Source organism: Williamsia limnetica, from assembly GCF_003217475.1.
Classification (GTDB): Bacteria; Actinomycetota; Actinomycetes; order Mycobacteriales; family Mycobacteriaceae; genus Williamsia; species Williamsia limnetica.
Genome location: NZ_QJSP01000008.1, coordinates 222,612 through 239,905 on the forward strand (window position 1 = coordinate 222,612; position 17,294 = coordinate 239,905).

The 17,294-nt window shown below is 64.6% G+C and carries 16 protein-coding genes; 3 read left to right on the plus strand and 13 right to left on the minus strand.

Features of this window, described 5'->3' with window-relative positions:
• Positions 1-98 precede the first annotated feature (98 nt).
• The 8 genes from DFR67_RS15170 to DFR67_RS15205 form a co-directional block, all read right to left on the minus strand.
• Positions 99-1,199: a DNA polymerase III subunit beta family protein gene (locus DFR67_RS15170; protein WP_110470430.1), complete on the minus strand. Its 1,101-nt coding sequence runs from the start codon at positions 1,197-1,199 to the stop codon at positions 99-101.
• 71 nt (positions 1,200-1,270) lie between these two features.
• The gene (locus DFR67_RS15175) at positions 1,271-2,482 is read right to left on the minus strand and encodes a CoA transferase (protein ID WP_110470323.1); all 1,212 of its coding nucleotides are present in this window, start codon (positions 2,480-2,482) and stop codon (positions 1,271-1,273) included.
• Entirely contained in the window at positions 2,483-3,046 is a 564-nt protein-coding gene (locus tag DFR67_RS15180; protein ID WP_110470324.1) for a uridine kinase family protein, read from the minus strand.
• A gap of 7 nt (positions 3,047-3,053) precedes the next feature.
• Positions 3,054-3,665: a recombination mediator RecR gene (gene recR, locus DFR67_RS15185; protein ID WP_084835981.1), complete on the minus strand. Its 612-nt coding sequence runs from the start codon at positions 3,663-3,665 to the stop codon at positions 3,054-3,056.
• A gap of 7 nt (positions 3,666-3,672) precedes the next feature.
• Positions 3,673-3,984 carry a YbaB/EbfC family nucleoid-associated protein gene (locus tag DFR67_RS15190; RefSeq protein WP_110470431.1) on the minus strand — a complete coding sequence of 104 codons (312 nt, stop codon included), beginning with the start codon at positions 3,982-3,984 and terminating at the stop codon, positions 3,673-3,675.
• A 28-nt stretch (positions 3,985-4,012) separates the two neighbouring features.
• Complete coding sequence (locus DFR67_RS15195; protein WP_110470325.1) at positions 4,013-4,363, minus strand: hypothetical protein; 351 nt, start codon at positions 4,361-4,363, stop codon at positions 4,013-4,015.
• A gap of 27 nt (positions 4,364-4,390) precedes the next feature.
• Positions 4,391-5,284, minus strand: coding sequence for a pseudouridine synthase (locus tag DFR67_RS15200; RefSeq protein WP_245937968.1), 894 nt, complete (start codon positions 5,282-5,284; stop codon positions 4,391-4,393).
• Positions 5,285-5,333: 49 nt separating this feature from the next.
• Complete coding sequence (locus tag DFR67_RS15205) at positions 5,334-5,774, minus strand: SRPBCC family protein (RefSeq protein ID WP_110470326.1); 441 nt, start codon at positions 5,772-5,774, stop codon at positions 5,334-5,336.
• Between the two features lie 149 nt (positions 5,775-5,923).
• Between DFR67_RS15205 and DFR67_RS15210 the strand changes: the two genes are divergently transcribed.
• Together DFR67_RS15210 and DFR67_RS15215 are read left to right on the plus strand one after the other, a co-directional pair.
• The gene (locus DFR67_RS15210) at positions 5,924-7,348 is read left to right on the plus strand and encodes an FAD-binding oxidoreductase (RefSeq protein WP_110470327.1); all 1,425 of its coding nucleotides are present in this window, start codon (positions 5,924-5,926) and stop codon (positions 7,346-7,348) included.
• Positions 7,345-8,670 (plus strand): class I SAM-dependent methyltransferase, encoded by a 1,326-nt coding sequence (locus DFR67_RS15215; protein ID WP_110470328.1) that lies wholly within the window; start codon positions 7,345-7,347, stop codon positions 8,668-8,670. The genes DFR67_RS15210 and DFR67_RS15215 overlap by 4 nt, the downstream gene beginning before the upstream one ends.
• Before the next feature lie 13 nt (positions 8,671-8,683).
• On the opposite strand, the gene DFR67_RS15220 is transcribed toward DFR67_RS15215, so the two are convergent.
• On the minus strand, positions 8,684-9,238 hold the full coding sequence (locus tag DFR67_RS15220; protein ID WP_110470329.1) for a TetR/AcrR family transcriptional regulator: 555 nt from the start codon (positions 9,236-9,238) through the stop codon (positions 8,684-8,686).
• A gap of 121 nt (positions 9,239-9,359) precedes the next feature.
• Here DFR67_RS15220 and DFR67_RS15225 point away from each other — a divergent pair, with 121 nt between their 5' ends.
• A complete protein-coding gene (locus tag DFR67_RS15225; protein ID WP_110470433.1) occupies positions 9,360-11,063 on the plus strand; it encodes a nitroreductase family deazaflavin-dependent oxidoreductase in 1,704 nt (567 codons plus the stop codon).
• A 36-nt stretch (positions 11,064-11,099) separates the two neighbouring features.
• Here the strand turns inward: DFR67_RS15225 and DFR67_RS15230 are convergent, their stop codons facing one another.
• The 4 genes from DFR67_RS15230 to DFR67_RS15245 are packed head-to-tail and all read right to left on the minus strand — an operon-like array spanning position 11,100 to position 17,276.
• Positions 11,100-13,319: a DNA polymerase III subunit gamma and tau gene (locus tag DFR67_RS15230; protein WP_110470330.1), complete on the minus strand. Its 2,220-nt coding sequence runs from the start codon at positions 13,317-13,319 to the stop codon at positions 11,100-11,102.
• Between the two features lie 37 nt (positions 13,320-13,356).
• Entirely contained in the window at positions 13,357-14,691 is a 1,335-nt protein-coding gene (locus tag DFR67_RS15235) for a glycosyltransferase 87 family protein (RefSeq protein WP_245937969.1), read from the minus strand.
• A gap of 31 nt (positions 14,692-14,722) precedes the next feature.
• Positions 14,723-16,012: a glycosyltransferase 87 family protein gene (locus tag DFR67_RS15240; RefSeq protein ID WP_245937970.1), complete on the minus strand. Its 1,290-nt coding sequence runs from the start codon at positions 16,010-16,012 to the stop codon at positions 14,723-14,725.
• Complete coding sequence (locus DFR67_RS15245) at positions 15,996-17,276, minus strand: aspartate aminotransferase type Ic (protein ID WP_110470332.1); 1,281 nt, start codon at positions 17,274-17,276, stop codon at positions 15,996-15,998. The genes DFR67_RS15240 and DFR67_RS15245 overlap by 17 nt, the downstream gene beginning before the upstream one ends.
• Positions 17,277-17,294: the final 18 nt, after the last annotated feature.

Sequence of the window (17,294 nt, forward strand, 5' to 3'; positions counted from 1 at the left end):
GGCGGCAGGATATCAAAGGGGTACGACAGTGATAGAAAGTTCTCCCCCCGTCCAGGGCGTTTGACCCCTACCACGACGAACGTTCATCTTGGTTTCTGTCATGAGTTGGCCTCCTTCGACGCCGTGTCTGATTCAGCGGACGGGGACATGGTGGGCATGGCAAGTGTGGTCAGATCACCGTGGTCGGCAGAGCGGATGGTTACCGGCTGCATGGGACCCCGTAGGTCGATCAATACATCCGCACCAATTGCTGTGCTGATCGCTGGATAAAGCGTGGTCATCTCGAACCACACATCGATCGGGTGGTTTCCGCTCACCCGAGCCTCCAGTTGTGTGCCTCTGTCCGACAGGGCGTTCCGGACCGTGACGTCAGATCCGGAGACGTGCAACTGAACCAGCTCAGCTGGTCGGTCCTCAAGGGATTGCAGGAGAACTGCCTTGGATACTTCGACACAGGTTGTAGCCGACGGAAGGGAGTCGAGCATTTGCCGATATTCGGGGAACGGCTCAGGCAACAGCCGGCAGTACCGGTCATCTCGGTTCGGCAGCCGCAGCCACAATCCGTGGCCACTGCCTTCGATTCGGGCTCGCGGTGTGCGTCGCAGATCAATCAAGCACCTGCGCAGATCGTCCCCGTTCACCGTCGCCGCCCACGTCACGTCTGGAGAGGTCTGCGTTAACAGGGTACGGGTGGAAAGACGGTAGCGATCAGTTGCGGTGACGACCACAGAGCCAGAGCCAGCCTCAAAGCGTACGCCGCCCAAGACTGTCATGCCCGGTTCATTGGTTGTAGCGGTGAGGACCTGCTCGATCGCACTCGCCAACACTGGCCCGCTGACGCAGACGACCATTGCCGCAGACGCTTCGGACAGATTGGCTTTCATCACCGCTGCTTGCTCACGTGCGGTTGCGGCGTCGCCGGACACCGCGTCGATGTGTTGGTCGATCAATCGAATTGCCTCCTCAGGCGTGGTATCGAGTGCAAACTTCACTCTTGCGAGGGGCATCCCGATCTCGCGCAGCTGCCTGAGCATCACTGCCCGATCGAGCTGCACATCCCCGTAGAACCGGTACCCGGACACAGGGTCGACGACTGTCGGAGGTAGCAGGCCGACGTCTGCATAGAAGCGCAACGCACTTGCTGTCAGTCCGCTTCTTCGCGCGAACGAACCGATCGACATGAGTTCGGAATTTGGCACCCCCACATCATTCGGCCTCGACCTACTTGAAGGTCAACAGGGTGATCGATCCACACGGGCACAGCCGTGATCTACCCGATCACTCCACGCTCAAAGAGTCCCGCGATCTCGTCGTCGTCGAGACCAAGAATCTCGGCCACCACCTGCGCGGAATGCTGACCTACGACTGGTGCAGGTGCCGCAGACAGGTGCCTGCTGTCGAATCGCGCCGGATGGCCGGCGGCGAGGTACTGCCCGATGCGCGGTTGCTCGAGGGGCGAGAACAGTGGATTCGTCTCCAGCGCATCGGATTCGACCACGTCGGTGAACGAGCGGTACTGCTCGAACAACACCGAGGACTTACGCAACGCGTCGGACACCTCCGCGGCACTGTGCCTGCGGAACCACCGAGCGAAGAGCGCCGTGAGCGCGTCGCGATATTCGTATCGCTCGCCTTCGACGCGGAAGTCGGTATCGAGGGCGGTCTCGAGTGCGTCGACCGCCGCACCGGTTTCGGTCAAAGTCACCAGGTCCCAAAAGTGCCGGTTCGTCAGGGCCACAATCATGAAGCGGGCGTGATCGGCTGTCACGAAGTCGGTTCCGTAGGTTCCATAGATCGCGTTGCCCGTTGCCTGTCGCTGTCGGCCGTTGACCATCACCTCGGTGAGATACCCGAGTGCTCCTGCCGTTGCGAGGGCGACGTCTTCGAGTGGCAGCGTGATCTGCGACCCCGCGCCGGTCTGATCGCGGCGACGCACTGCGGCCAGCAAGGCTGTCGAGGCATGGAGCCCGCAGGCGATGTCCCAGGCAGGCAACACGTGATTGACCACCTCGCCGCCGCCCCGACCGGTCACCTGAGGAAATCCCAGCGCGGCGTTCACGGTGTAGTCGACTCCCGCTGTGCCATCTCGTTTTCCGAGGATCTCGAGTGTGATGACGTCTTCGCGCAGCGCAGACAGCGTCTCGTGGCCCATCCAGTCCCGACCCCCGGCATTGGTGACGAAGATGCCACCCCCGGGGCCGGGAGCTGTCGCGAGCTGCTGAATGAGTTTCTGCGACTCGGGGTTCCGGAAATCGCAGGACAAGGAATGCTTGCCTCGGTTCAGGCCTGTCCAATAGATCGATTCGCCGCCGGCCGTCACCGGCCACCGACGGTAGTCGGACGCGCCCCCGATCGGGTCGATCCGGATGACCTGGGCGCCGAGTTGCGACAACGTCAGACCACACAGCGGGGAGGCGACAAAACTTGACACCTCGACGATGCGCAATCCGGCCAGCGGGCCGGCACTCTCGCCGGAGTTCATCTACAGAATCCTCTGCCGCAGTACAGAATCGGGCACCACATCGCAGTGGGAGCGGGTGTTGTCCACCGTGAACCACCCTCGCTCGAAATCCTGCCACCGCCGCAGATTGTCGCGTTCGCCTTCACCGTCGCGTGCCACGCCTCGTTCAAGTCGTTCGGCTTCGGTGCCGCCGTCGAGCCACAACGCATGCCGCAGTTGCGGACGCACGGGCGCCCGCGCGCTCGAGACTCCTTCGATGATCAGCAACGGTTCCCAGCGCAACCAGACGCGAGGTCCGGGTTCAGCGGTGCCGTCCCGCCAGACCCGCGGGTGGAACCGGAAGTCGTGCCCACGCCAGTACGACCGCAGCACCTCTTCGTCGAGTTCGGGCCACCACCCGACCGGGTCATCCCAGGTGGCGAAGTCGTCGGTCCGAACCAGCACCACAGGGGTGCCCAGTTCATCCAGTGTCTTCACGAGCGCATCGGCCAGCGTCGACTTCCCGGCACCGGAAGGGCCGTCGATCGCGACGATCCCCGATTTCAGTTGTCGCGCAAAGGTGTCGATCCACGAATCGTCGGTCACACCGGCCTCAGGTGAGTATCCGGCGGCCCGACAGCGCCCGGCCGAGCGTCAGTTCGTCGGCGAACTCCAGGTCGCCGCCCATCGGCAGACCCGACGCCAACCGGGTGACGGACAAGCCCGGGAAGTCCTTGAGCATGCGCTGTAGGTACGTCGCAGTCGCCTCGCCCTCGGTGTTCGGGTCGGTGGCCACGATGATCTCGCTGACGTCGACACCGTCCTCCTGGTTGGCCAAGCGGCGCAACAACTCCCGAATGCGGAGCTGATCGGGTCCGATACCGCCCAGCGGGTCGAGCGCACCGCCCAGCACGTGATATCGCCCGGTGAACTCTTTGGTGCGCTCGATCGCCTGCACGTCTTTCGGCTCTTCGACCACACAGATCTTGCTGGCGTCGCGACGGGCGTCACGACATATCCGGCACCGCACCTGGGCCGAGACGTTGCCACACACCTCGCAGAAGACGACGTCGTCGCGCACGTGCACCAGCGCCGCCGTCAGCCGGTTGATGTCGGCGGCAGGCGCGGACAGCAGATGAAACGCAATCCGTTGCGCACCCTTCGGACCGAGCCCTGGCAACTTGGCCATCTCGTCGATCAAATCCTGGATCGGTCCTTCGTACACGGGAGAATTATCCGCCCAGGCCCGGGAAACCGCCGCCCAGGCCACCGGCGAGAGGACCCATCTTCTGCTGGGTCAGGGCATCGCGTTTGGTGTTCAGATCGGCAAGCGCGCCGACGATCAGATCCTGCAGGGTCTCGACGTCGTCCGCGTCCACGACCTTGGGGTCGATGGACACTGCAGTCACCTCACCGGTGCCGTTTCCGGTCACGCTGACCAGGCCACCACCTGCGGTGCCCGTGACCTCTGCTGCTGCCATCTCCGCCTGCGCTGCGAGCAGTTGCTGCTGCATCTGCTGAGCCTGCTGCAGGAGTCCGGCCATCGGGTTCTCTGGTTCCACTGCGTCCTCTTCACTCTCGGCGTTCGTGTTGTTGCAGGCGCATCATTCTCTCGAGATGAGCGGCAATGCTGTCGATGGTATCGCCGCCGGAAGGCTCGACCTCGAAGTGCAGTCGCGCGTTGCCTCCGAACATCGCGGCCGCCTTGGCCGACAGGGCGAACCCGAACTCGTCGTCGACCCGTTGCCAGGCGATCACACCCTGCTCGACGGGCGCACCGACACCCGCGCTGATCTGGTACGACCCCGGGGTAGCGGGCAGATCGCATTGGATCTGGAAGCAGTCCCCGGTCTCGTCGTCGAGGAATACGACAACCTCACACTGCAGGTCGTCGTAGTGGTCGTAGGAGACGACAATCGCCATGAGGGCTACCTCCCGGGTCGGTGCGGTTCAGCCGAGTGATCGGCCACTGACGAATCGCCGACGCGCGCCGGACAGCGGATCGTCGAACTCCACAGCGTAGGCCAGCAGCTGCAAGGGGTCGGAGAAGTCGCCGTGATCGGGCGCGGCCGCGACCTCGGGCCGCACGTGCGGGTAGAGCGGGTCTCCGTCGATCGGGATGCCGAGCCCCGACATGTGCAACCGGAGTTGGTGGGTGCGCCCGGTCTGCGGCAGCAAGCGGTAGATCCCTCGGTCAGCTGACGTGTCGAGCAGCTCGATCGTCGAGATTGCGTTCTCGGGGCCGGGCTCGAGCCGGGCACGTAAGTCACCGGCGTCTTTCATGATCCGGTTGCGGACGGTGACCGGGAACTCGAGACCGTCTCCGATGGGCGCGCGGGCGCGATACTCCTTGCTGACGAGGCGGTCGGCGAACAACTGCTGATACGGCGCCCGGGCCTGCGGTCGGGCGCTGAACATCAGCACCCCCGCGGTGAGCCGGTCAAGCCGGTGCACGGGACTGAGCGCCGGATTGTCGAGGCGCCGACGCAGGCGTACCAGCGCCGTCTGCACCACGTGCGCTCCGCGCGGCATCGTCGCGAGGAAGTGCGGTTTGTCGACGACGACGAGGTCATCATCAGCGTGGAGGATGTCGAGCTCGAACGGGATCTCGGTTTCCGTCGGCAGGTCCCGATAGAAATAGATGGGCCGACCCGGCGTCGCAGGCGCCGACAGATCGACTCGTTCGCCGCTCACGTCGAGCACCTGACCGCTGTCGGCACGAGCTGCCAGATCAGCAGAGGTCAACCCAGCACAGGCCGGAGCGGCCAGCATCGCGTCACCGACAGTGCCCTCGCCGCTTCGCAGCACCACCCGGGTCGCGTCGACCCCGTCGCGCAACGGCAAGGGTGCTGGTCTGCGATTCCTCACCGAACCGGCCTATCCCCCGAATCGATCAGCCGCGTTCGACGTGCGACTTCAGGTTTCCGAGCAGTTCGGCCTGGATCTTGGCCAGTCCCTTGGGCGCGAAGGTCTTCTCGAAGAAGCCGCCGATCCCGCCTGCGCCCTGCCAGGTGGTGACGGTGGTGACCTTGGCACCCGAACCCGCCGGCTGTACCTGGTAGGTGGTGATCATCGACGAGTTGGCGTCGGTCTCCGTGATGGTCGATCCGACCAGATCCACCGAAGCCTGCACGTTCCTGGAACGCTTCTTTGTCGCCTGCAGCGTCCACTTCGCGACGGTGCCGGCACCGACGCCACCTTCGAGGACTGCGTAGTCGAGGTACTGACCGGGCAGGATGTTCGGGCGCACGGTCTGGTAATCCGACAGGGCGGTGAGGACCTGCTCGGGTGCGGCATTGATGTCGATCGACTGGGATGCGGTTACCTGTGCCACGAAGAATTCACCTTCCGATATGCGAGCAATTCACTCCAGAGCCTGCCAGAACAGGCCCGGCTGCTCCCGGGCGGTCCACAATCGGACAAATACGGCCCGGCCCTGGTATGAAGTGGAAAGTACTGGACGGTAGTCCTAGGCTCTAACCTGTGTCGAAGGTAAGAGGGGTCGAATCGGGTCGCGACGCGTTCGACCAGGGGGTCGCGAACTTGCTGGCGAGCTACCGTGCGATTCCCCCTGAGGGTCGGGTTCGCCTGGCGAAGAAGACCTCGAATCTGTTCCGCAAACGCGCCAAGAATCCGTTCCCCGGCCTCGACGTATCGGGTTTGGACCGCGTGATCTCGGTGGATGTCGGAGCCCGTACGGCCGACGTCGCAGGCATGTGCACCTATGAGGAACTTGTCGCCACCACGCTCAAGTATGGGCTCGCCCCGAAGGTGGTACCGCAGCTCAAGACCATCACTCTCGGCGGCGCGGTGACCGGCCTCGGCATCGAGTCGACGTCGTTCCGCAACGGACTACCGCACGAGTCGGTCATCGAGATCGACATCCTCACCGGCGCCGGCGAGATCGTCACCACGTCGGCAACGAGCGACAACTCTGACCTGTTCTTCGGTTTCGCCAACTCGTACGGCACCCTCGGATATTCGACGCGGCTCAAGATCGAGCTCGAACAGGTCGCCCCGTTCGTCGAGCTCCGCCACGTGCGGTTCTCAGACCTGCAGACTCTGCAGGACACCATGAATCAGATCGTCGACGACCCGCAGTACCAGGGTGAACGCGTTGATTATCTTGATGGCGTCGTCTTTTCGGCGACCGAGAGCTATCTGATCCTGGGTCGACAGAGTGCTGATGCGGGACCGGTCAGTGACTACACCGGCGATCAGATCTTCTATCGCTCGATCCAGCACGGCGCCGATTCCACTCCGCTGCGTGACCGCCTCACCATCGCCGACTACCTGTGGCGCTGGGATACGGACTGGTTCTGGTGCTCGCGTGCATTCGGCGCCCAAAACCCACGAATCCGGCGATTCTGGCCGAAACAGTTGTTGCGCAGCAGTTTCTACTGGAAGCTCATCGCCCTCGACCATCGTTTCGACATCGGTGACAAGCTCAACGCCCGAAAAGGCGAACCGCCGGGCGAGCGGGTGGTCCAGGACATCGAGGTGCCCATCGAGCGGACCGCGGAATTCACGGCCTGGTTTCTCGAGAACATACCCATCGAACCGATCTGGTTGTGTCCGCTTCGGCTTCGCGACCCGTCTCCGGCCGGCGCCGACTCGAACCGGCCATGGCCGCTGTATCCGCTGGAACCACACCGCACCTACGTGAACATCGGGTTCTGGTCGGCGGTGCCCAAGCGCACCGATCAACCCGACGGCTATGCCAACCGGCAGATCGAGATCAAGGTGTCCGAACTCGATGGCCACAAATCCCTCTACTCCGAATCCTTTTACAGCGAAGAGGAGTTCGACCAACTCTACGGCGGCGAGCCCTACCGCCTACTGAAGAAACACTACGATCCCGGGTCGCGGCTACTCGACCTCTACGCAAAGGCGGTGCAACGTCAGTGACCACATTCAAAGAAGGCGAACTCTCCCCCACGTCCGTGGTTGGTCCGAAACTCAGCCTCGCCGAGGTCGTCGAGGCGGTTGCCGGTGGCGATCTCAAGGTGCGGGTGACAGCGTACGACGGTAGCTCCGCAGGCCCTGCCGATGCCGAATACGGCGTCGAATTGCTGACACCCCGCGGCTTGACCTACCTCGCAACAGCTCCCGGCGATCTCGGGCTCGCGCGGGCATATATCTCCGGCGACCTGCTGCTGCACGGCTCCCACGGCGGCGACCCTTATGACGCCCTGCATGCCCTGTCCGAGGACATCAGTTTTCAACGGCCGTCGGCACGGACGATGGCTCAGATCACGCGGTCGATCGGCCTCGAACACTTCAAGCCGATCGCCCCGCCGCCGCAGGAGCAGCTGCCCCGGTGGCGGCGCATCGCCGAAGGACTGCGGCACAGCAAAACCCGTGACGCAGAGGCCATCCACTACCACTACGACGTCTCGAACACCTTCTACGAGTACGTTCTCGGTTCTTCGATGACGTACACCTGCGCGTGCTACCCGAATCGGGAGGCGACGCTGGAAGAAGCTCAGGAGAACAAATACCGGCTCATCTTCGAGAAGCTCAAGCTCAAGCCCGGTGACCGGTTGCTCGACATCGGTTGCGGTTGGGGTTCGATGGTCCGCTATGCCGCTCGACGTGGAGTGCACGTCATCGGTGTGACCTTGTCCGCCGAGCAAGCCGAATGGGCGCAGCAGGCCATCGCCGACCAGGGCCTCGGCGAGTTCGCAGAAGTGCGTCACAGCGACTACCGCGACATCACCGAAACCGGCTTCGACGCGGTGTCATCGATCGGACTGACCGAGCACATCGGCATCAGCAACTACCGCTCGTACTTCAGATTCATCCGCGCGAAGTTACGCGATGGCGGAATCCTGCTGAATCACTGCATCACCCGGCCGGACAACCGCAGCCGCGGCAAAGCAGGTCCGTTCATCGACCGGTACGTGTTCCCTGACGGGGAGCTCACCGGATCGGGCACCATCATCACCGCGATTCAAGATGTCGGGTCGATGGAGGTGGTGCACGAGGAGAATCTGCGCGAGCACTACGCGATGACCCTGCGCGACTGGAACCGGAACCTCGTCGCGAACTGGGACAACGCCGTCGAGGAAGTAGGCGAAGGCACCGCCCGCCTGTGGGGTCTGTACATGGCGGCATGCCGATTGGGATTCGACCGCAACATCATTCAGCTGCACCAGGTGCTCGCGGTGAAACTCGACGACAAGGGCGGCAACGGTGACCTGCCGCTGCGCCCGTGGTGGGACGCCTGACCGGACCGGCTTCTCAGCGCGGCGAGTGCAGCTCGATCAGTTCGGTGATGTGCTTGGTCGCCTGCTCGAGAGGTCGCGTCGACCGCGCTGCCTGAGACAGGATCACTGCGCCCTCGACCGAGGCGATGATCGTCGTGGCCAGGGACTCTGCGGTCGCGGCATCGATCCCGTCTGCGGTCAGCCGCGTCAGGATGGCATCGCTCCACTCACGGAAGATGGCGGCCGCGGCGTCCGCAGCGTCTGGAGCCTCGGCTCGGCCCTGAACTGCTGCGACCACAGGGCAACCACCCTCGAAATTGCTGTCCATCAAGAGCTTCGACCACATCTGGCCGATTGCGGCCACCGGATCCGGCCGGCTGGTGAACGTCTTCAGCAGTGCCGTCATCGAATCGCCCACAGATCGGGTCGCGGCAGTCACCAGCTCGGACTTGCCTCCGGGAAAGTTCAGATAGATCGATCTTCTCGCCACACCGCTGCAGCGCAAGATCTCGGTGACCCCGGTGCCCGAAACCCCGTGCCGCCGCATCAGATCAGCCGTCGCCCCCGTCAGCCTGTCGCGCACACTCACACCGTCACCTCGTCCATCGCTCACCGTCAGGTTTGAAATATACCATTCGTTCTACTAGCGTCATCGAGGAGTAGAACGATCGATATAGCTTGACTCGAACCCAGGGATGGAGCACCACATCATGACGAAGACCGTGTCGTTGTCGACGCCACTGGATCTGCCATGCGGACAGATCCTTCCCAATCGGATCATGAAATCGGCCCTGAGCGAGGGACTCGGCACAGCGCATCATGCTCCCGATGTCCGCCTCGAACGCCTGTATGCACGCTGGGCGGCCGGTGATTACGGGCTGATCGTCACCGGCAACGTGATGGTCGACCGGCGGTATCTCGGCGAACCGGGCAACGTCGTCCTCGAGAACGACAGCGAACTCGACGCATTCCAGCGCTGGGCCAAGACGGCTCAGGACGGCGGCTCCCCGATCTGGATGCAGCTCAACCACCCTGGTCGGCAGGCCAATCCGATCACCACCGACGGCCCGACCGTCGCCCCGTCGGCCGTCAAACTGGACATCCCGGGCATCCCCACTCCCCGCGAGCTGACCGACACCGAGATCCGCGACGTCATCGAGCGGTTCGCCGTGTCGGCCGGCATCGCCGAGGTCGCCGGGTTCGACGGAGTCCAGATCCACGGCGCGCACGGCTATCTCATCTCCCAGTTCCTCTCCCCCCTGGCCAACAAGCGATCCGACCGCTGGGGTGGATCGACGGCGAACCGCGCACGGTTCGTCCTGGAAATCATCCGGCGGGTCCGCGAAGCCGTTGGTCCGGGGTTTGCCGTCGGCATCAAACTGAACTCTGCCGACTTTCAACGCGGCGGCTTCTCGGAAGAAGAGTCGCGCACGGTGGTCGAGATGATCGCGGCGGAGCGAATCGACCTCATCGAGATCAGCGGTGGCAGTTACGAATCACCGGCGATGATGGGCCGCCCGGCGGTGTCGGCGCGTACCCGTGCCCGCGAGGCATACTTTCTCGATTACGCCGAGACGATTCGCGAAGTCGCGGCAGACGTACCACTGGCCGTGACCGGTGGCTTCCGCACCCACACCGGCATGGCCGACGCCATCGCCTCGGGCGCCTGCGACGTAGTCGGTCTCGGACGCCCGACAGCCTTGGCCCCCAAAGCGGCACAGGGCGTTATGGCGGATACCTCGGCGACGCTGCCGACCACGCAACGATCCGTCAAATTGCCGCGTCGCCTCACCGGCACCGCCCAGGTCAAAGCCCTCAATGGCGCCCTGGACCTGCAGTGGCACACCGATCAGCTGCACACGATGGGGGCCGGTGGCGACCCTGATCCACACCGACCACTGTGGCGCACAGCGGTCACCACCGTCCGACGCAATGGGATCGACGCGTTTCGGAGTCAGCGTGGGCACCTCGGCACCTCAGACAAGAAGGCCGTTCGGAAGTTCCGGATCGAACGCGCCGTCGGCCGGTACGTCGCGAACCCGGTGGTGGCCGCGCTGACGAGGGTCGGCATCACCACGACTTTCGCTACCGAACTCGAGACCATCGGACGCCGAACCGGGCTGCGTCGGACAGTTCCCGTGTCGGCGGCCTTCGACGAGACCGGCGCCTGGGTGATCAGCCAGCACGGCGCGCGGTCGGGCTGGGCGAACAACATCAGCGCCAACCCGACGGTTCGCATCAAGCAGGGACGACAATGGCGAAGCGGCACAGCCGAACTTGTTCATGATGATGACGTAACCAAGCGGGTTCGTACTTTCGCGCCGAATCCGGTGTTCGCGTCGTTGACCGCAGCCTCGTTCCGGGCCCTGCAGAGCGACCCGGTCTCGGTGCGCATCTCGTTCACCGACCGGTAGTAGGACTACAAAAGCACCTCGGTCAGTCACGACGGGCTAGAGCAGCGGCTTGGCGCCCAATTCGGTGGCCAGCAGCGCGATCGCGATCTGCTCGGGATCCTGCCGCGGGTCGGGCTTGGAATCGCGTGCGGTGGCGATCATCTCGTCGCGTTCGTCGTCGGTGAGATCTTCATCGCTGACTGGTTCGGGCTCTGGAGGAAGCGGTTCCGGTTCCGGTTCAGGCTCCGGTTCAGGGGGCTCGCCGTCTCCGGCGTGCGACGCAACACCGCCGCCCCTGCTGGGGCGAACGTAAGGCTGCTTCGTCTCGGGTTTACGGGCTTTGGTGGGAGTCGCCGCAGCAGGTTTCGGTTCGGCGGGCAACGACGACGCGGAATGCACCGACACCTGCCAGGTCCCGCCGAACACGTAGTGGAGCGCCGAGGTGATGACGTCGACCGCATGCTTGGAACTCAAGCGCTCGACCAGGGGCGCGGACTCATGACTCAGGATGAGGGTGCTGCCTTCGACACCGCGCACCGACGCTCCCGACAACATCACCTCGGTGACCTTGTTGGCGGTCCGGACCGCAGTGCGGACCTCCTGCCACTTGGCCTGCACCGCAGCAAGATCGGGGCCGTCCGAGGCAGCGGGCGCCGCTGCGGCGGCGACAGGCTCTGGATCCGGCTCGGGTGCGGGCTCTGGTTCGAACTCCGGTTCCGGCGGCAGCGGGATGTCGGGTTCCGATGCCGCAACCGGCTCCGGAGTGGGCTCGGGTTCCGGAGCAGGTTCCGGCTCAGGCGTCGGGACCGGTTCGGGGGTGGGAGCTGGTTCGGGAGTAGGCGCCGGCGCAGGGGTCGGAGCTGGTTCCGGGGTGGGAGCTGGTTCCGGAGTGGGAGCTGGTTCCGGGGTGGGCGCAGGCGACGGGACCGGAGCGGCCTCTGATGTCTGAGCCTTGTCTTCCTGGGGCTTGTCTTCCTGGGGCTTGTCTTCTTGGGGCTTGCGCTGGGAGGGACGCACGAACTTCGCAGCCGGATCGTCCGCAGGTGCAGGCGCGGGCGCCGACCCCTGGAGCGCCACTGGCGCCCCCGGCCTCACCCCACCTGCGGAAGGTACCGGCGCGCCGCCTGCCAGTTGCGCCTCGATGCGTTCGATACGTTGCAACACCGCAGATTCGGAGTCGGTGGCCGCGGGCAGCAGCATCCGGGCACACATCACTTCGAGCAGCAGCCGAGGGGACGTGGTGCCCCGCATCTCACCGAGTGCAGCGTGGACGGTCTCGGCGAAACGGGCGAGCGTGCCGGGTGCCAGTTTGGCCACCTGCGCCTTCATCGCCTCGACCTGATCGTCCGGGGCCTCCACCAGGCCGCGCGCAGCGGCGTCGGGCACGGCGTCCATCAGGATCAGGTCGCGCAACCGCTCGAGCAAGTCAACAGCGAAACGGCGGGGATCATGACCGGCGTCGACCACCGACTCCACCGTTCCGAACAGTACGGCGCCGTCGTGGTCGGCGAGCGCGTTGATCGCGCTGTCGATGAGTGCCACATCGGTGACACCGAGCAGCATCAACGCGCGCTGATAGGTGACGCCCTCGGGACCTGCTCCGGCGAGCAACTGATCGAGCACGCTGAGCGAGTCACGAGGCGAACCGCCGCCTGCTCTGATGACCAGCGGGAAGACCGTCGGCTCGACCGTCACCTGTTCGCTGGCACAGATCTTCTCGAGAAGAGTCCTCATGACCGTCGGTGCGAGCAACCGGAACGGATAGTGGTGGGTTCGCGAGCGGATCGTCGCGAGCACCTTCTCCGGCTCGGTGGTCGCGAACACGAAGATCAGATGCTCCGGCGGCTCCTCGACGATCTTGAGCAGCGCATTGAAGCCGGCGGGGCTGACCATGTGGGCCTCATCGATGATGAACACCCGGTACCGCGACTCCGCGGGCGCGTAGAAGGCCTGGTCCCTCAGTTCACGGGTGTCGTCGACGCCACCGTGGCTCGCGGCGTCGAGTTCGATGACATCCATGTTGCCCGGCCCGCCCGGTGCCAACGCCACACACGACGAGCACACCCCGCACGGCGTCGAGGTCGGTCCCTGCTCGCAGTTGAGCGAACGCGCGAGAATGCGGGCCGATGAGGTCTTACCGCAGCCGCGCGGACCGGAGAACAGGTACGCGTGATTGATACGCCCCGAATCCAGCGCACGTCCCAGCGGCTCGGTGACATGCTCCTGTCCGACGACCTCGGCAAACGTCGCAGGGCGATAAGTCCGGTATAGAGCCACGCTGCGAGACTACCGGCGGGGTGTGACGACCGCGGCGTCAGGCAGAAGCCGGCGCGTGATCATCGGCACCACGCGTGCGCCATGCGCGCACTTCGCCTGGTCCCCACACGATCAACGTGCTGACGGCGCTCACACCGAACACCCAGAGATACGGGGCCGCAGAGAACCAGCGCAGCCAATCGGGGAACGGGGTCATGAACATGCCGGTGCCATAGAACGGCTTCATACCCAGCGCGCCACCGGGAAGATAGTTGCGCCAGACGAACACGGTGACGAACAGGGCGGGTGCCGCGAGCAGCGACCATCCGGCGGCCGTCCTGCTGCCCCGGCGCCACGCCGCGATGGGCAGATGTACCGCGATCACCAGCAACGGAACGAACCACACCCAGTGATGTCCCCAGGTGAAGGGCGACACCGCGGTGGTCGTCATCCCCGTCAGGCACAACGCGAGTAGTTCCTGACCGTGCCGATAAGCCAGGTACGCCGCAGACAGGCCCAGCACCACAGCGACCGCGGACAGCACCAGCCACAGCGCGTCACTCGGTGTCGTGGTGTGGAAAACGGTGGACAGCGCACCCTTGATCGACTGATTGCTCGGGGCGTCGGTCGGTCCCACCCGGCCCGAGTTGATCACCCGGTCGGTCCAGTAATTCCACGACTGCCTCGGGGTCACGAGGGCGCCGATGACGACGGTCGCCACGAAGGTCGCGATGGCCACCGTCACAGCTCGCCATCGCCGGGTGATGGCGAGATAGAGGATGAAGAACGCAGGGGTGAGTTTGATGCCGGCCGCGATCCCGACCCCGATCCCCTTCAGGCGGCTGCCATCGGGGCGCAGGAGGTCGGCGAGCACGATCGCCATCAGGAACACGTTGATCTGGCCGTACCAGATCGTCGTCCGCACAGGTTCCATCAACGTCGAGATGCAGACGATCGCCCCCGCCACCACCAGCAGGCGCCAGTCGGCGCGATAGCCCAGGCTCCGGAAGGACGCGACGACCACCCAGTACAGGGCCACGAAGATCGCTGCACTCCACAGCTTCACAGCCATGCCGACACTCACCCAGGTGGTCGGCTGGAACACGATCGTGGAGAACGGCGTATAGGTGTAGAGAAGCCCATTTCTGAGCATCGGGATGTCGTAGAGCGGCCTGCCGTCGGCCAGATGCTCGGCACCCGCGCGGTAGACGTCGAGGTCGACCTGGTTCTTGAAGAGCCCGAAATGTCTGGTGTCGAGAGGGATGAACTTCACCTGCACATACACCGCGATCAGTGCACCCACCACGAACGCCACCAACACCAGTGGGCCGGCCGGGAACCGCACCCGGTCCACCGCTTGCGTGCCGCCGGCCCCCACCTGCTCCGCTGTCACCTTCACTCCTCACACCCCGTCTGAAGGGATGCTAGCCCGCTTCGACCACAGCGGCCTGCACGACAGGGCGGGACTGCATTCGCAACCACAGGACGGCGGCGACTGCGGCAACCACGAAAACCCAGTTGTACGGGTCGTAGGTGAACCAGCGCAGCCACGAGATCCCGAACTTGTGGAACAGGCCCGTGTAATAGGCGTCAGGAACCATACGGTCGATCTGGGTGACCGGGAATCCGCGATAGGTCCGCCAGACGAACGTCGCCAGCAGAAGACCCAGCACGGCTGACACGGACAGCAGCAGGGTCACCCACCGCCGCGACTGCAGCACCATGTGCACTCCGATGACCAGCAACGGGACCACCCACACCCAGTGGTGACCCCACGACATCGGCGAGACGACCGTCCCGGTCATCCCCACCATCGTCACCGCCAGCAACTCGTGGCCCCGCCGATGAGCCATGGAGGCGGCCACCATCCCCAGCACGAGTGCGGCTACCGCCAGAGTGATCCAGACCAGCGCGTTGGGGTGCTCGGTCTGCCACAGATTGGCCAGCGCGCCGCGGATCGACTGGTTCCCGACGGTGTTGGGAGCACCCACACGCTTGGAGTCGATGAACGTACCGGTCCAGTACTGCCACGAATCACGGGGCAGGATCGCGAAACCCAGCGCGATGGTTCCGACGAATCCGGCGCAGGCCAGCCACACTGCCCGCCAGTTGCGGTTGATCACCAGATACAGCACGAAGATCAACGGGGTCAGCTTGATGCCGGCGGCGATACCGACACCCAGCCCACGAACGCGACTGTGTTTGCCCTGCAGCAGGTCCCACATGATCAGCAGCATCAGGAAGACGTTGATCTGGCCGTACCACATGGTGGTGCGCACCGGTTCCATCAGCGTGCTCACCAGCACCAACGCGATCGACAGCGTACGGATCGGCCAATTGATCTGGTAACCAAGGTATTTGAAGCACATGACGATCACGAGATACAGCGCGATGAAGATGCCCGCCATCCAGACCACCCGCGCCATCTCGACGGTCATCAACGCAAAGGGTATGAAGACGACGACCGATGCCGGGGCGTAGGTGTAGTCCATGACTCCGACGAACTTCGCCTCGTAGAGACGATCGCCGTCGAGCACCGCCTGCGCGCCCTGGCGATACACCTCGAGGTCGAGTTGATTGCCGAACAGACCCCAGTACGGGGTGTCGAGCGGGACCGCGAGATGTTGCAGGTACACGGCCAGCAAGCCGAGGACCACCGCTCCCCCGACGATCAGGGCCGGGCGCGGCAGGGTCGGGTCAGATTTGTTCTGCAAGCAACTTGTCCGCTGCAGCCAGCAACACACACGTTGCCACCCCATCCATCGCCGAACGGAGTTCTTCGATGCCGGGGAATGTGGGCGCCAAGCGGATGTTGCGGTCCTCGGGGTCGCTCTTGTACGGGAATGCCGAGCCCGCACCGGTCAGCGAGATCCCCGCCTCTTTGGCGAGTTCGATCACACGGCGCGCGGTGCCGTCCACCACGTCGAGGCTGACGAAGTAGCCGCCTTCAGGGTCCGTCCAAGACGCGACCTTGGCATCACCCAGCCGGTCGGACAAGATCTCCATGACCAGCGCGAACTTGGGCAGCAACAGGGCGCGGTGTTTGGCCATGTGCTCACGGACACCGTTCGCGTCGCCGAAGAAACGCAGGTGGCGCAGCTGGTTGAGCTTGTCCGGGCCGATGGTCTTCACACCGGCGTGGCGCTGATACCAGGCAAGGTTCTCGGCCGACGAACCGAAGAAGGCGACGCCGGCACCGGCGAACGTGATCTTCGAGGTCGAGGCGAACAGGTAGACCCGGTTGGGGTGGCCCGCGTCCGCGGCGAGACCGAGGATGTCGATCGGCTCGGGCGGCGCCTCGAGCAACGTGTGGACCGCGTAGGCGTTGTCCCAGAAGATCCGGAAGTCAGGGGCTGCGGCCGGCAGCGACACCAGAGCGCGAGCGACCTCGTCGCTGTAGGTGGCGCCGGTCGGGTTGGAGTACGTCGGCACGCACCAGATCCCCTTGATCTGGGGATCGGCCGCAACGAGTTCGGCACACACCGCGACGTCGGGGCCGTCGGGGTTCATCGGGACCGCGATCATCTCGATGCCGTAGGACTCCGCGATGGAGAAGTGCCGGTCGTAGCCCGGCGACGGGCACAGGAACTTGATCGGGCCGTGCGCCCACGGAGTCGCCGAATCCGGTGTGCCGTGCAGGAGCCCGAAGATCACGAGGTCATGCATGTACTCCAGGCTGGCGTTTCCACCGGCGAGCAGGTTGTCGGCGGGTACCCCCAGCAGTTCACCGAAGATCTCGCGGAGTTCGGGCAGGCCGGTCAGACCGCCATAGTTGCGGCAATCCGTTCCGCTCGCGTCGCGGTAGACATCGGCCCCCGGCAGCGACAGCAGGTCGGCCGACAGATCAAGCTGCTCCGGCGAGGGCTTGCCACGGGTGAGGTCGAGCGCGAGACCGGCTTCGATGAGCTTCTGGTACTGCTCCCGCAGGTCAGCCTGGGTGGCGGTCAGCTGGCTGGCACTCATCGAGTGGAAGTTCACGTCGGCCTTTCGCCCGGA

Bases quoted from the DNA above. Each gene is read 5' to 3' on its own strand.
- DFR67_RS15225 (WP_110470433.1), top strand. From the start codon at position 9,360: ATGACGAAGACCGTGTCGTTGTCGACGCCACTGGATCTGCCATGCGGA.
- DFR67_RS15175 (WP_110470323.1), bottom strand. From the start codon at position 2,482: ATGAACTCCGGCGAGAGTGCCGGCCCGCTGGCCGGATTGCGCATCGTC.
- DFR67_RS15195 (WP_110470325.1), bottom strand. From the start codon at position 4,363: ATGGCGATTGTCGTCTCCTACGACCACTACGACGACCTGCAGTGTGAG.
- DFR67_RS15190 (WP_110470431.1), bottom strand. From the start codon at position 3,984: ATGGCCGGACTCCTGCAGCAGGCTCAGCAGATGCAGCAGCAACTGCTC.